Origin of the sequence: Conexibacter sp. CPCC 206217 (genome assembly GCF_030646165.1) — a bacterium.
In the GTDB taxonomy this organism is placed as follows: Bacteria; Actinomycetota; Thermoleophilia; order Solirubrobacterales; family Solirubrobacteraceae; genus Conexibacter.
Map to the genome: position 1 here is coordinate 170,280 of NZ_JAUTDO010000001.1, position 13,167 is coordinate 183,446.

Genomic DNA, 13,167 nt, shown 5'->3' on the forward strand with positions numbered 1-13,167 from the left:
ATCGGTCGATTCGCGGGCGCGCGGCGCCCGCCTAGTACGCGGTCCTGTCGAGGTCGAGGCCGAACGCGCGCAGCTTGCGGTAGAAGGTCGCGCGCGAGACGCCGACCAGCTCGGCGGCGCGCGACTTGTTGCCTCTCGCCTGCTGCAGGGCGGTCGTCATCGCCTCCAGCTCGACACGCTGCAGGTAGGAGAGGACGCGCCGCGGCGCCTGGCTGCGGATGTCCTCGGGCAGGTCCTTGGCGCGGATGTCCGCGCTGCGGCGCCCGGACAGGATCCGCCGCACCAGGTTCTCCAGCTGGCTGACGTTCGCCGGCCACTCCAGACGCGTCAGCATCTGCACGGCGTCGGGCGTCCATTGCGGCTGGATCCCGCCGACCGAGTGCCGGCGCGTGAGCGCGGCCAGCAGCTCGGCGAAGTCCTCCGTGCGGTCGCGCAGCGGCGGCAGCTGGATCGCGCCGGCGCTGGCGCGATCGATCAGCGCGGGCGCGGGACCGGACGGGCCGTCGTGCGGCGTGTGCGTGCCGACCAGCCGCGGTCTGCGCGGCGCAAGCGCCTCCAGCAGACCGCAGAGCGCGCGGGTGGCCGTCTCCTCCAGCGCCTCGACGTGGCGTACGAGCACGACCGCGTCGTCGCCCGCGACGATCGCGTCGCGCACCGCGGTGACCCATCGCGCCGCGCCCTCGATCGGCTGCAGCGCGGCCTCGAAGACGTGCACGCGGCCTGCCGCGCGCTCGGCCTCGAAGAGCGCGTCGAGCAGCGCGAACTTGCCGCTTCCAGGCGGGCCGACGAGAAAGAACGAGAGTCCCGACTCGCGGTATGCGATCGCCTGGTCGACGACCGTGCGCCATGCGACGCTGGAGCCGGCCAGGCCCGGCAGGCGGCCATCGGCGCCGGCCCGCCCGGCTCTCAGCGCGCGTGCCCGCGACGGACGCGGCGCAGGCTCGCTGTCGAGCTCGACGAACGCGCCGATCACCGCGCCGCCGTCGCGAACGGGATGGCAGCGCGTCGCGATCCGCTCGCCCGTCGGCAGCTCCAGCAGGTGCGCGTCGGACGCCCCGCCCGCGATCACGTGCGCGACCTGCTCCCACAGGACCGTCTGGCTGACGCCGTCGAGGATCCGGCCGGCCGCCGGGCTGCTGATGATGATCTCTTCGTTGAGCGTGACGACGGCGTGCGCGCCGGTGCGGGACTGGACCGACAGGAACTGCTCCAGCAGCAGCCGCTCCTTGCGCGAGCCGGCGAGGTACAGGCGGCGCTCGATCTCGTGTCCGGCCTCGAGCGCGAACGGCAGCAGCAGCGCGTTGTACTCGGCCGTCGGGCAGGTCACGTTGAGCACGCCGCGCAGCTGGCGCGTGATCGGATGGCGGATCGGCACGCCGACGCAGGTGAGGTCGTTGAAGCCGCCGATGAAGTGCTCGTGGCCGACGATCCGCATCGCCTCGCGCGTCTCCAGCACCGTGCCGATGCCGTTGGTCCCGACGACCGACTCCTGGAAGTTGTAGCCGCGCGCGACGTCGTGCTCGTCGAACAGCTCGGCGAGGCGCCCGTCGGTCGTCGTCACCTGCAGGACGCGGCCGCGGTGGTCGGCGAGGATCAGGCCCGCCGAGGTGTCGGCGAGCTGCTCGCGGCGCTTCTCGAGCACGGACTCGGCCGCGGTCCACACCTGCCCCTCCGATGCGCCGCCGGCCTCGTACGTCGCCGACGCCAGCTCGGGCCGCAGCCCGCTCAGCGCGCAGCGCCGCCACGAGGCGGCGATCTCCGCGCGCACGACGCCGTCGTCGTCGACGAGCGTGCCCGTCTCGAGGAAGCGCTCGCGGGCGCGCACGAGCGCCTGCGTCTGCTGCGCGCGCTCGGACATGGCGTCAGCCCGCGTCCGCCAGCGCGTCCGTCCGCAGCCGGTACGCGACCAGCTCGCTCGTCGAGACGAGCCGGATGCGGTGGCGCTCGCACCAGCGCAGCAGGTCGTCGGGACGCGCCATCGTGCCGTCGTCGTTGATGATCGTGCAGACGACCGCGGCCGGGCCGACGCCGGCCAGGCGCGCGAGGTCGACCGCTGCCTCCGTGTGCCCGGCCCGCTCCAGCACGCCCCCGTCACGAGCGCGCAGCGGCAGCACGTGGCCGGGCCGCACGATGTCCTGCGCCGTCGTCGCCGGATCGATCACGACCGCGATCGTGTGCGCGCGGTCGTGCGTCGAGATCCCCGTCGAGACGCCGGCACGCGCCTCGACCGAGACGGTGAACGCGGCGGCGTGCGGGCGCGCACCGGTGTCTGGCAGGCGGCGCAGCCCGAGCGTGTCGCAGCGCTCGCCCGTCAGCGCGACGCAGACGAGACCGCGCGCGTGCGTCGCCATCATGTTGATCGCGTCGGGGCCGGCGAATGCCGCCGCGATCACGAGGTCGCCCTCGTTCTCGCGCTCCTGCGCGTCGAGCACGACGACGAAGCGCCCGGCGCGCACGTCGGAGATCGCCTCCTCGGCGGTCGCGAAGCCGGCCGGCGGCCGCGCCCCCGGCCCGCCGATCCACTCGTTCCAGACGACCGCGCGCTGCGGCCGCGTACGGTCTGCCGCGCAGACGGTCATCGCTCAGCCCTCCTCGGCTGCCGCCGTCGCCGCACGTTGTCTGCGCGACGCGCCGCTCCCGCGGCGGATCCGCCGCACGAGCGCCCGCGCCGCGCGCGTGCCGCTGCCGCTGGTGACGTAGACGGCCAGCACGATCACGCCGCCCTGCACGATCAGCTGCGCCTCCGCGGCGATCCCGCGGATGTCCATGATGTTCGAGATCGCCGCGATCACGAGCGCGCCCAGCACGGCCCGCACCGGGTCGCCGGTCCCGCCCATCAGCGCGGTTCCGCCGACGACCGCCGCGGCGATCGAGTCGAGCTCGTAGCCGGTGCCGGTGATCGCGCTGCCCTGTCGCAGCTGTGCGGCCAGCATCAGGCCGGCGATCGAGGCGAGCGTCGCCGACGTCACGTACGCCATCAGCACGTCGCGGTTGACGGGCAGTCCGGACAGCCGCGCGGCCTCCGGGTTGCCGCCGAACGCGTACAGCCGCCGCCCGGCCGGGGTCAGCGACATCACGATCGCGCTGAGCACCATCACCAGCAGCGCGATCAGGACCGGTGCGGGGATGCCGGCGACTCTGCCGGAGAAGATCGACAGGAAGGTTCTGTCGGAGATCGGGATCAGGCGATCCTGCTGGATGATGTAGGCGAGGCCGCGCGCGACGCTCAGCATCGCCAGCGTCGCGATGAACGCCGCGACTCTGCCGTAGACGACCAGCACGCCGTTGACGACGCCGCACAGCGCGCCGACGCCGAGCGCCGCCACGATCGCGAGGATCAGCGGGCTGCCTCTCGACAGGATCAGCGCCGAGACGACGGACGACAGCGCCACGACGGAGCCGACGGAGAGGTCGATCCCGCCCGTCACCATCACGTGGAACTGGCCGACCGCGAGCACCGCGATCACCGAGGCGGTCACCAGCACCGCGAGCAGGTTGCGCTCGGTGAAGAAGAACTCCGACGACATCGTGCCGACGAGCACGACGATCGCCAGCACGACGATCAGGTAGGCGCGCGGGGCGATCGCCCCCACCAGCGAGCCGCCGATGCGCCGGGCGCCGGACGGCTCCTGCGAGCGCGGTGACGCGTCCGGATCGCGGCCGGCCGGTGGACCGGTCGCCGCGCCGCTGCCGACGGGGCTCCCCGTCTGGCTCATGTCCACGTGCATTCGATCACTGTCCTTGTCTCTGTCCGTGTGCATTTGGTCTCGCTCACGCCGCCAGCTCGAGCACGGCCGCTTCGCCGTTGGCCTTGAGCTGGTCGCTGTCGAGCTCGCCGGCGACGCGGCCGCGCTTCATCACGATCACGCGGTCGCACATGAACGCCTCCTCGAGCTCGGAGGTCACCATCACGACGCTCCCGCCATCGGCGATGAACGTCCGGATCAGGTCGTAGATCTCGGCCTTCGCGCCGACGTCGACGCCGCGCGTCGGCTCGTCGAGGATCAGGATGTCGGCCCCGTTCTGCAGCCATTTCGCCAGCACGACCTTCTGCTGGTTGCCGCCGCTGAGGTTGCGCACCGCCTGCCCGACGCCGGAGGTCTTGATCTGCAGGCTGCGCTGCATCTCGCGCGCGGCCCGCAGCTCGGCGCCGCGCGACAGCACCGGGCCGCGCGTGAACTGCGGCAGCGACGCCATCGTGACGTTGTTGGCGACGCTCATGTCGAGCACCAGCCCCTGCGTCTTGCGGTCCTCGGGGATCAGCCCGATGCCGAGCTTGATCGCCTGCGCGGCGCTGCGGATGCGGCGTCTGCGCCCGTGCACCTCGAACTCCCCCTCGGTCGTCGGGCGCACGCCCGCCAGGCAGGCGGCCAGCTCGGCCTGCCCGTTGCCGGCGAGGCCCGTGACGCAGACCGCCTCGCCGCGGCGCAGCGTCAGCGACACGTCGCTGATCGCCGAGCCGTCGGCGAGCCCGGACGCGCGCAGCACCACGTCGCCGGCCGTCCCGTCGCCGTTGCTGAGCGGTCGCAGCCGCGCCGTGCCCTCCTCGACGACGGCGTCGGACTCGTCCATCAGGCGTCTGCCCAGCATCGCCCGCACGAGCTGGTCGGGCGACGTCTCGCGCACCGCGTGGGTGGCGATCTTGCGCCCGTCGCGGAAGACCGAGATCTTGCCGCAGATCTGGAACAGCTCGTCGAGACGATGGGAGATGTAGAGCATCGCGATGCCCTCCGACTGCAGCTGGCGCAGCACGCGGAAGAGCTGCTCGGCCTCGGACTCCGACAGCGTCGCGGTCGGCTCGTCGAGCAGCACCACGCGCGCGTTCTGGCGCAGCGCCTTCGCGATCTCGACCGCCTGCTGGTGCGCCATCGACAGCTCGCCGACGGGCCTGCGCACGTCGATCTCGAAGCCGAGCCGCTCGAGGTCGGCGCGCGCCTCCGCGCGCACGCGGCGCCAGTCGACGCCGCCCCAGCGCAGCCGCGGGATGTCCTCGATCTGCACGTTCTCCGCGACCGACAGGTACGGGAACAGGCTCATCTCCTGGAAGACCGTGTAGATGCCGGCCTTCTGCGCGTCCTGCGGCCGCTTGAAGCGGACCTCCGTGCCGTCGGTCAGCAACGTCCCCTCGTCCGCCGACTGCACACCGGCAAGGATCTTGATGAGCGTCGACTTGCCGGCACCGTTCTGGCCGACGAGTCCGTGGATCTCCCCCGGCATCACCTCCAGGTCGATGTCGGCCAGCGCGCGCACCCCGGGAAAGCTCTTGCCCACGCCCCGCACGGCGAGCCGGGGGACCTCGCGGTCCCCAGCGGCTGCCGTCGCGACGCGGCCGACGGCCGGGGTGCTCATCTCTGCTTGCTATACGCGTAGGGCGAGGAGTCGTCGACGTACTCTCTCGCGGTCTCAGTCGTCACCGCCGTCGGCGGCAGGTTGATCGTCGGCGGATCGCCCTCGCAGTTGCCGCTTCTCTCGCCTCTGATCGCGGCGACCGCCTCTTCGATCGCGTAGTTCGCCTGTGTGCGCGGCTCGCCGAGGGCCTCGGCGACCACGGGGAAGTTCGGGTCGTTAGCCATCCGCGTGATCAGGTCCATGTCACCGTCGAAGCTGGCGGCTATCACGTCCGTTCTGCCGTCCTCGGACATCAGGCCGCTCTCCTTCAGCGACTGCTCGATCGCGCCCCAGACGATGTCGCTCTGGTTGTAGATCACGTTGACGTCGGGATTCGCCGCGAGCGTCGCGCGCATCGCTCTGAGCGTCGCGTCGGGCTGCGCTCTGCCGTAGATGTTCGGCAGCTTGGTTATTCTGCGCCCGGGGTGGGCCTCGAAGTAGTCGTTCCAGCCCTTCATGAAGCCGTCCTCGCGCGTCTGCGTGACCAGCTCCTGCGGGAAGATCGCCTGCACGTAGAGCTTGATCGGCGCGCCTCTGGGCAGCTTTCTGTCAGCGATCTCAGCGGTGTGAGCGCCTATCAGCTCCGCCGTTCTGATCGCGTCGTCGTGGATGTTGCATGCGACGGTCTTGGCAAGCTCGTCGGAGACGCGGTCGTTGACGACGACGACGGGGACGCCCGCGGCGTTGGCGGCCGCGATGCCGCTGGCGACGGCCTGGTCGGAGACCGGCTCGATGATGATCGCCTTCGCGCCGCGGTTGATGTAGGACTGCATCTGCTCGATCTGGGCGACGGCGTCGCCGCGTGCGTCGACCGTGTCAACGGTGTAGCCGGCTCTGGCGCCGGCGGTCTTCGCGTCTCTCGCGAGCGTCGCCAGCCACGGGTTGCCGGCGATGAAGCGCAACGAGAAGCCGATCAGCGGCTTGTCGCCGCTGTCGGCGCTCGCGGAGCCGCCGGTGTCACCGCCGCTGCTCGATCCACAGCCTGCCGTCAGCGCGATCACGCCGACGAGCGCGGCGCTCGCGCCGAGCTTCTTCAATCGACTCATTCAGAACTCTCCTCAACTGCTGCGTTGAACTGGATCTGGATGCGCGCCCCGGCGCACCCACACTCATCCCTGGTGCGACGCGGTGCGCTGCGAGTAGTCGACCTCCTCCATGTAGTCCATCGTGCTGTAGCGGCCGTGCGTGTCGGCCAACGAGGCCGGGCCGGGAAAGCCGATCGTGCGCCAGCCGACCTGATCGCGGTTGCCGCCGTAGGCGACGTCGCCGTAGAAGCCCATGCGCGTGTGCAGCACGAGCGTCGAGAAGAAGTCGAGCTCCTCGTCGGTGACCGGCTGGCTCAGCACGACCCCTTCGGTCGACTGCGTCAGGTCGGCCGCTCCGACGTCGCCGTCGAGCACGACCGGCTCCGGCTTGGGCCGACCCGACAGCTCGACGAGGATCGCGTCCTGCTGCTCGGGACCGAGCGTGCGGAAGTCGCTGCCGAACACGCTGGCGCTCAATTCGTCGAGCGCTCTCAGCCCGTCCTGGTAGCGCCGCTGCTGGCGCTCGATCCGCTGGCTCCAGGCCTCGGCCTGGCGGCCCTCCAGGCGCAGGAAGCCGCTGCCCCACGGGTTCGCGTAGACGTAGTCGATGCCCGACAGGTAGCGGTCGATGAAGCCGACCACGCCGGCCTCCGTCGCGCCCGGGTCATGGTCGGTCGGGATGATCCGCGCGGCCGCGGCCGCGACGGTCTCCCACTGCAGCGCGGTGAAGAAGAGCGGTTCGCTGCTCTGATCCATCGTCGCCTCCTCAGCCCTTGCGCTTCTCGTCGAGGATGTGCTCGGCGCAGCGCCAGGCGTTCGCCATCAGCGTCAGCGTCGGGTTGGCGCCGAGCGAGGTCGGGAAGACGCTGCCGTCGAAGACGTAGAGGTTGTCGACGTCGTGCGCTCTGCACCAGCGGTCGACGACCGACGTCGACGGGTCGTCGCCCATCCGCGCCATGCCCATCTCGTGGCTGCAGTTGCCGTTGAATCTGTCCATGTAGACGGGCATCACCTTCGCCGCGCCCGCCGCCTGCAGCACCTCGGCGCAACGGTCGACGGTCCACTTCGCCTGCGCGAGGTCGTTCACGTGCGGTCTGGCGGTGATGCGCGCGACCGGCAGGCCCCAGGCGTCGACGACGGTCGGGTCGAGGTCGACGACGTTGCTCTCCTGCGGCACGTCCTGGATCGGCACGCCGATCTTCATCGTGTGGTTGAAGAAGTCGCGGTCGGCGTCCTTGGCGGCCTGCCCCCAGGCGGGGCGGCCGGGGAAGTTCCAGTTGATCGGATGGCCGAGCGTCGAGCCCGCCGCGATCCCGCCGAGGATGTGGCCCCGGCTCATGTCGGTCTTGTAGAACTCATACGTCGCCGCGCCGGTGTAGGAGCCCGACCAGCCGCGCAGCGGCGACTGCGTCTCCTGGTCGAACAGGCCGATCGCGAAGACGTACTCGTGGAACATCGCGTTGCGCCCGACTCTGCCGCTGCTGTTGGCCAGCCCGTCGGGGAAGCGATCGGATCTCGACAGCAGCAGCAGCCGCGTGGTCTCGATCCCACCGCAGCAGAGGATCACCGCCTGCGCGCGCTGCTCGATCTCGTGACCTTCGGCGTCGAGGTAGATCGCACCGTCGACGCGGCCTCTGCCGTCGATCGTCAGCTCGCGCACGTAGCAGTCGGGACGCAGCTCGAAGCGGCCGGTCGCGAGCGCCTCGGGGATGAACGACGTCAGCGTCGTCGACTTCGCGGTCGTCGGCTCGCCGTACTCCTGCCAGAAGCCGGAGTGGACCTGCGGCGTGCGGCCCTTGTGCGGCGTGGTGACCATCGCCATCGGGAACGGGAAGGCGTTGAGGCCGAGCTCGTCGCAGCCCTTGTAGAAGGCCTTGCCATAGCCGGTCAGCGGCGCCGGCGGGCACGGGTAGTCAGCGCTGCGCGGCCCCTCGTAGCGGTTGATGCCGCCCTTGCCCGAGGCGCCGAACTCCCACTCGATCTTCGTGAAGTACGGCTCCAGCTCCTCGTAGGTGACCGGCCAGTCGGCGAGCGTCATCCCGTCGACCTCGCCGTAGACGCTGCGCACGCGCAGGTCGTCGACGGTCGGGCGCGGGAACTGCGCGTTCCAGTGCGTCGTACCGCCGCCGACCGTCTGCGGCGTCGGCGAGAAGCGCGTGACGACGGCCTCCTCGCCGCTGTGCTCGCGCTTGGTGCGCGGCTTCAACAGCTGGTCCTCCCACAGGAAGGTGCGGTTGATGTACTTGATCTCGTCGCCCGAGAACTCGTCGGGTCTGCGCCACGGGCCGCGCTCGAGCGCGACGACGTTCACGCCGGCCTCGGTCAGCACCTTCGCCGCCGTCGCACCGGACGCGCCCGCGCCGATGATCAGCACCTCGGCGATCTCTGGTCTGCGCTTCACGTTGTTCTCTCCTGTTCCACTGCGAATCTGCGCGGTCAGTGCTTGTCGAGGAAGCGCTCGACGGTCGTGACGAGGCTGACCGGGGACTCGTCCATCGGGTAGTGCGCGGCGTTGGCGATCGTGTCCAGCTCGGCGTTGGGGTACCAGCGCAGGTACGTCGCCTCCATCCCCTCGCGCTGGATCGCCGGGTCGTGCTCGCCGACAAGCACCAGCACCGGCGTCTGGGTGCCGGCGATGTCGTCGCTGAAGCCGTCGTTGGCGTGCGATCTGAGGTAGCCGGCCATCGCCATCGGGTCCAGCCGCTGAAACGACTCGCGCGCGATCCGCTTGACCCACGTCGGCGAGGAGCGGTCCCCCGAGGTGACGGTGAAGACCGTCGTGCGCGCGTCGAGGTCGTCGACGGCGCGGCTGAAGAGATCCCATGCGCCCTCGTCGAGCTCGGCACCGGAGGCCGGCACCGGCGTGATCCCGATCAGCGCGCGAACGCGGCCGGCATCGGTGCGCAGGACGCGCTGGACCGCCATCGCGCCCATCGAGTGGCCGATCAACGAGAAACGCTCCCAGCCATGCGCGTCGGCGAGCGCGAGCACGTCCTCGCCGATCTCGGCGATCGTGAACTCGCCCTCCACCCCGCGCGCCGCGCCGTACCCGCGCGCGTCCATGAACGCGTACGTGAAACGATCACGATCGAGGTCGTCCCAGAGCGGCTGGAACGAGCGATGATCGCCGACCCAGCCATGCACCACGATGACGGGGTGCTCACCGTGGCCGATCAGCAGGTGCGCCGGCGCGTGGGTGGTTCCTGAAGTCACGAAGCTCTCCTTGTCGATGACACGTTCATCGCTCACTGAGTGACGAATTCACCTCTCTGCTCGCGCCAGTATCGCGGCGCCCGAAACGCCCGATGTGTCGCATCTTGCGACACTCGTGTGCGACCTTGCGACGCCGCTGAGACGGCGGTTGCAGACGCCTGCGGCGGGACCTATGGTGACCGCCAGCTTCACTGAACGTGCGCGACTCGGCCACCCGTCGATCGCCGTCGTTGAGTGACATCTGTTCGGTAAGAGGAGCGAGGCAAGACGTGGGCAGAGAAGACCCTCCGCGGGGACTCGCGGGCATCCGCATCGTCGCCTTCACCCAGTTCCTGCTGGGTCCGGTCGGCGCTCAATACCTGTCCGACCTCGGTGCCGACGTCGTCAAAGTCGAGAACCCGCACGCGGGCGCGTGGGAGCGCAGCTGGGCGGGCGGAGACGCCTTCGTCGAGGGCGTCAGCGCCTTCTTCCTGCTGTCGCACCGCAACGTCCGCAGCGTCGCGCTCGACCTCAAGCGCCCGGCCGGCAGAGCCGCCGCGCTGCGGCTGATCGAGCACGCCGACGTCGTGATCGAGAACTTCCGACCCGGCGTGATGGAGTCACTCGGGCTCGGCTACGACGACGTGCGCGGCGGCAACCCGTCGCTCGTCTACGCCTCGGCCTCCGGCTTCGGCGCCGACAGCCCGTTTCGCGCACTCCCGGGTCAGGACCTGCTGATGCAGGCGCTCACCGGCCTCACGGCCGCGACCGGCTCAGCGGAGCAGGCGCCCGTCGCGGCGGGCGCACCCGTCGTCGACCAGCACGCGGCAGCGCTGCTGGCGATGGGCGTCCTGGCGGCACTCGTGCACCGCGAGCGCACCGGCGAGGGCCAGCACGTCGCGGTCAACATGCTGCAGGCCGGCCTGGACCTGCAGACCGAGCCCGTCACCTACCACCTCAACGGCAGCCGCATCGCAGCGACGCAGGAGCCGCTCGGCTCCGCCTTCCACGCCGCCCCCTACGGCCTCTACCCGACGCGCGACGGCCACGTCGCGGTCTCGCTCTCGACGGTCGCCGCCCTGCGCGCGGCACTCGACGGCGCGCCCGAGCTGGAGCCGTTCGAGGATCCGGCGCTCGCGATCTCGCAGCGCGACGCGATCTACCGCGCGCTCGCCGGTGTGCTGGCGCCCTGGGGGACCGAGGAGCTGGTCGCCAAGCTGCGCGCCGCCGGCGTCTGGTGCGCGCCCGTCAACGACTACGACGCGGTCTTCGCCGACGACGCCGTGCGCGCCGTCGACCCCGTCGTCGAGCTCGACCACCCGGAGGCCGGCCCGATCAAGCTGCTGCGCCACCCGATCAGCTACAGCGCGCTCGACACGAGCGTGCGCACTCCGCCGCCCGCACTCGGGCAGCACACGCGCGAGGCGCTCGCGGAGGTCGGCTGCAGCGAACAGCAGCTCGCCGAACTGACCGACTCCGGCGTCACACCGTGACGCCGGACACCCAACCGATCTTCACAACCACCCGGAGGGAACAAAGATGGACCTTGGTCTGATCGTCATGCCGAACCATCCGCCGGAACGCGGCGTGTACGAAGGCGCACAGTGGGACCTGCAGGTCCTCCAGTGGGCCGACCAGCTCGGCTACAAGGAAGCCTGGTTCGGGGAGCACTTCACGATCAAGTGGGAGCCCCACTGCGCGCCCGACATCCTGATCGCGCAGGCGCTGATGGTGACGGAGAGAATCAAGCTGTGCGCGGGTGCGCACCTGCTGCCGTACCACCACCCCGTCGAGCTCGCTCACCGCGTGGCGTTGCTGGATCAGCTCGCCAGAGGCCGCTACATGTTCGGCATCGGCACGGGCGGCTTCAGAACCGACGCCGACCTGTTCGGCATCGACCAGAGATACAGCGCCGCGATGACGATGGAGGCGCTGGAGATCATCGAGGGCCTGTGGGCCGCTGACGACTCTGGCTTCACCTATGACAGCAAGTACTGGGGCAGACTCGACTTCAGAAACGAGGACCCCGAGCGCACCGGCCTGTTCATCAAGCCGTTTCAGCAGCCGGGGCCGCCGATCGGGATGGCGGGCCTGAGCCCGCGCTCCTCGACGCTGAAGCTGGCCGGCAAGCGCGGCTTCTACCCGCTCAGCCTCAACCTCTCCCACCACTACCTCGCCTCGCACTGGGAGGCGTACGAGGAGGGTGCGGTCGAGGCGGGGCTCGTCGCCGACCGCCGCAACTGGCGCGTCTCGCGCGACATCTTCGTCGCCGACACCGACGAAGAGGCGATGCGCCTCTGCGTCGACGGCATGATGGGCCGCACCTACCGCGAGTTCTTCATCCCGTTCTTCAAGGCCGGCGGGCTCGACAGATACATGGTCCCGGACGGCCAGGAGCTGACGGTCGAGTGGCTGGCGAAGAACGCGTGGCTGGTCGGCTCGCCCGAGAGCGTCGCCGAGCGGCTGCAGGAGCAGTACAACGCCGCCGGTGGCTGGGGCGTGACGAACCTGCAGACGTGGGACTACTCGGACAACCCCGAGGCATGGCGCAACTGCCTCGAGCTGCTGGCGACCGAGGTCGTCCCGCGGCTGGAGCTGCGCGACATCACCCCGGCGGGCGCCGCGGCCTGAGCGGCCGCGCGCCAGGGCGCCCGGCACGCGCCGGGCGCCCCCTGGCCCCCTTCCATCGAGCTGAGGAGCAGCAGCGTGCAGAGCAGCGCACCCGCGCCCGCAAGGGCGCTTTCCGATCTGAGCCTGGGCCTTCGCAGCGAGCGCCGCCTGCTCTGCGGCGGAGCGTCCGTCGAGCTGCTCACGCTCGACCGGCCGCGGCGGCTCAACGCGATCGACGCGAACACGCTCGACGCGCTCGAAGCGCGCCTGAAGACGCTTGCCGCGGCGCCCGAAGTCCGCGTCGTGATCGTCACCGGCGCCGGCGATCGCGCCTTCTGCGCCGGCGCAGACGTGACCGGCTTCGACGAGCTCGGCCCGCTCGGCGCCGAGGCGGTGATGGCCCGCGGCCAGTCCGTCATGAGCCTGCTGGAGCAGCTGCCGCAGCCGACGATCGCCGCGATCAACGGCTACGCGCTCGGCGGCGGCCTGGAGGTCGCGCTCGCGTGCGACTTCCGCCTCGCGGCGGACACCGCGAGGCTCGGACAGCCAGAGATCACGCTCGGCCACATCCCGGGATGGGGTGCGACCCAGCGGTTGCCGCGGATCGTCGGCGAGGCGGTCGCGAAGGACCTGATCCTGAGCGCGCGCACGCTCGACGCGCAGGAGGCGCTCGCGCTGCGGCTCGTGCGCAGCGTGCACGGGCGGGCGCAGCTGCTGGACGCGGCGCTCGCGCTCGCTGCCGAGATCGCTGCGCACCCCGAGCCGGCAGCGGCCGCGCTCGCCAAGCGCGCGATCCACGCCGCCCGCGGCGGCGGCGAGGCCGGCTACGAGGTCGAGCGCCAAGCGGTCGCGCTCTGCTTCACGACCGCCGCGCAGCAGGCGGCGATCCGCCGCTTCGTGCGCAGAGACGGCTGAGCGCGCGGCGCACGCCGCCGCTCACCCCGGCGCCGCG

Annotated in this window: 11 protein-coding genes; 3 read left to right on the top strand and 8 right to left on the bottom strand. The window is 71.1% G+C overall.

Annotated features, from left to right (window positions below):
• Positions 1–31 precede the first annotated feature (31 nt).
• From Q7L65_RS00800 to Q7L65_RS00835, 8 genes are all read right to left on the bottom strand, one after another.
• Positions 32–1,858, bottom strand: a complete 1,827-nt coding sequence (locus Q7L65_RS00800; RefSeq protein WP_304718305.1) for a sigma-54-dependent Fis family transcriptional regulator — start codon at positions 1,856–1,858, stop codon at positions 32–34.
• Positions 1,859–1,862: 4 nt separating this feature from the next.
• On the bottom strand, positions 1,863–2,579 hold the full coding sequence (gene ribB, locus Q7L65_RS00805; RefSeq protein WP_304718306.1) for a 3,4-dihydroxy-2-butanone-4-phosphate synthase: 717 nt from the start codon (positions 2,577–2,579) through the stop codon (positions 1,863–1,865).
• A 3-nt stretch (positions 2,580–2,582) separates the two neighbouring features.
• Complete coding sequence (locus Q7L65_RS00810; RefSeq protein ID WP_304718307.1) at positions 2,583–3,716, bottom strand: ABC transporter permease; 1,134 nt, start codon at positions 3,714–3,716, stop codon at positions 2,583–2,585.
• Positions 3,717–3,771: 55 nt separating this feature from the next.
• On the bottom strand, positions 3,772–5,349 hold the full coding sequence (locus tag Q7L65_RS00815) for a sugar ABC transporter ATP-binding protein (RefSeq protein ID WP_304718308.1): 1,578 nt from the start codon (positions 5,347–5,349) through the stop codon (positions 3,772–3,774).
• Entirely contained in the window at positions 5,346–6,434 is a 1,089-nt protein-coding gene (locus Q7L65_RS00820; RefSeq protein ID WP_304718309.1) for a substrate-binding domain-containing protein, read from the bottom strand. The genes Q7L65_RS00815 and Q7L65_RS00820 overlap by 4 nt, the downstream gene beginning before the upstream one ends.
• 63 nt (positions 6,435–6,497) lie before the next feature.
• Positions 6,498–7,169 carry a gluconate 2-dehydrogenase subunit 3 family protein gene (locus tag Q7L65_RS00825; RefSeq protein WP_304718310.1) on the bottom strand — a complete coding sequence of 224 codons (672 nt, stop codon included), beginning with the start codon at positions 7,167–7,169 and terminating at the stop codon, positions 6,498–6,500.
• Between the two features lie 10 nt (positions 7,170–7,179).
• Entirely contained in the window at positions 7,180–8,814 is a 1,635-nt protein-coding gene (locus tag Q7L65_RS00830; protein ID WP_304718311.1) for a GMC family oxidoreductase, read from the bottom strand.
• Between the two features lie 35 nt (positions 8,815–8,849).
• On the bottom strand, positions 8,850–9,626 hold the full coding sequence (locus tag Q7L65_RS00835; RefSeq protein WP_304718312.1) for an alpha/beta fold hydrolase: 777 nt from the start codon (positions 9,624–9,626) through the stop codon (positions 8,850–8,852).
• 269 nt (positions 9,627–9,895) lie between these two features.
• On the opposite strand from Q7L65_RS00835, the gene Q7L65_RS00840 reads away from it, so the two are divergent.
• The 3 genes from Q7L65_RS00840 to Q7L65_RS00850 all read left to right on the top strand — a co-directional run bounded on the left by Q7L65_RS00840 (position 9,896) and on the right by Q7L65_RS00850 (position 13,130).
• On the top strand, positions 9,896–11,098 hold the full coding sequence (locus tag Q7L65_RS00840) for a CaiB/BaiF CoA-transferase family protein (protein ID WP_304718313.1): 1,203 nt from the start codon (positions 9,896–9,898) through the stop codon (positions 11,096–11,098).
• Positions 11,099–11,144: 46 nt separating this feature from the next.
• A complete protein-coding gene (locus tag Q7L65_RS00845) occupies positions 11,145–12,236 on the top strand; it encodes an LLM class flavin-dependent oxidoreductase (RefSeq protein ID WP_304718314.1) in 1,092 nt (363 codons plus the stop codon).
• A gap of 75 nt (positions 12,237–12,311) precedes the next feature.
• Positions 12,312–13,130 carry an enoyl-CoA hydratase/isomerase family protein gene (locus Q7L65_RS00850; protein WP_304718315.1) on the top strand — a complete coding sequence of 273 codons (819 nt, stop codon included), beginning with the start codon at positions 12,312–12,314 and terminating at the stop codon, positions 13,128–13,130.
• Positions 13,131–13,167 lie beyond the last annotated feature (37 nt).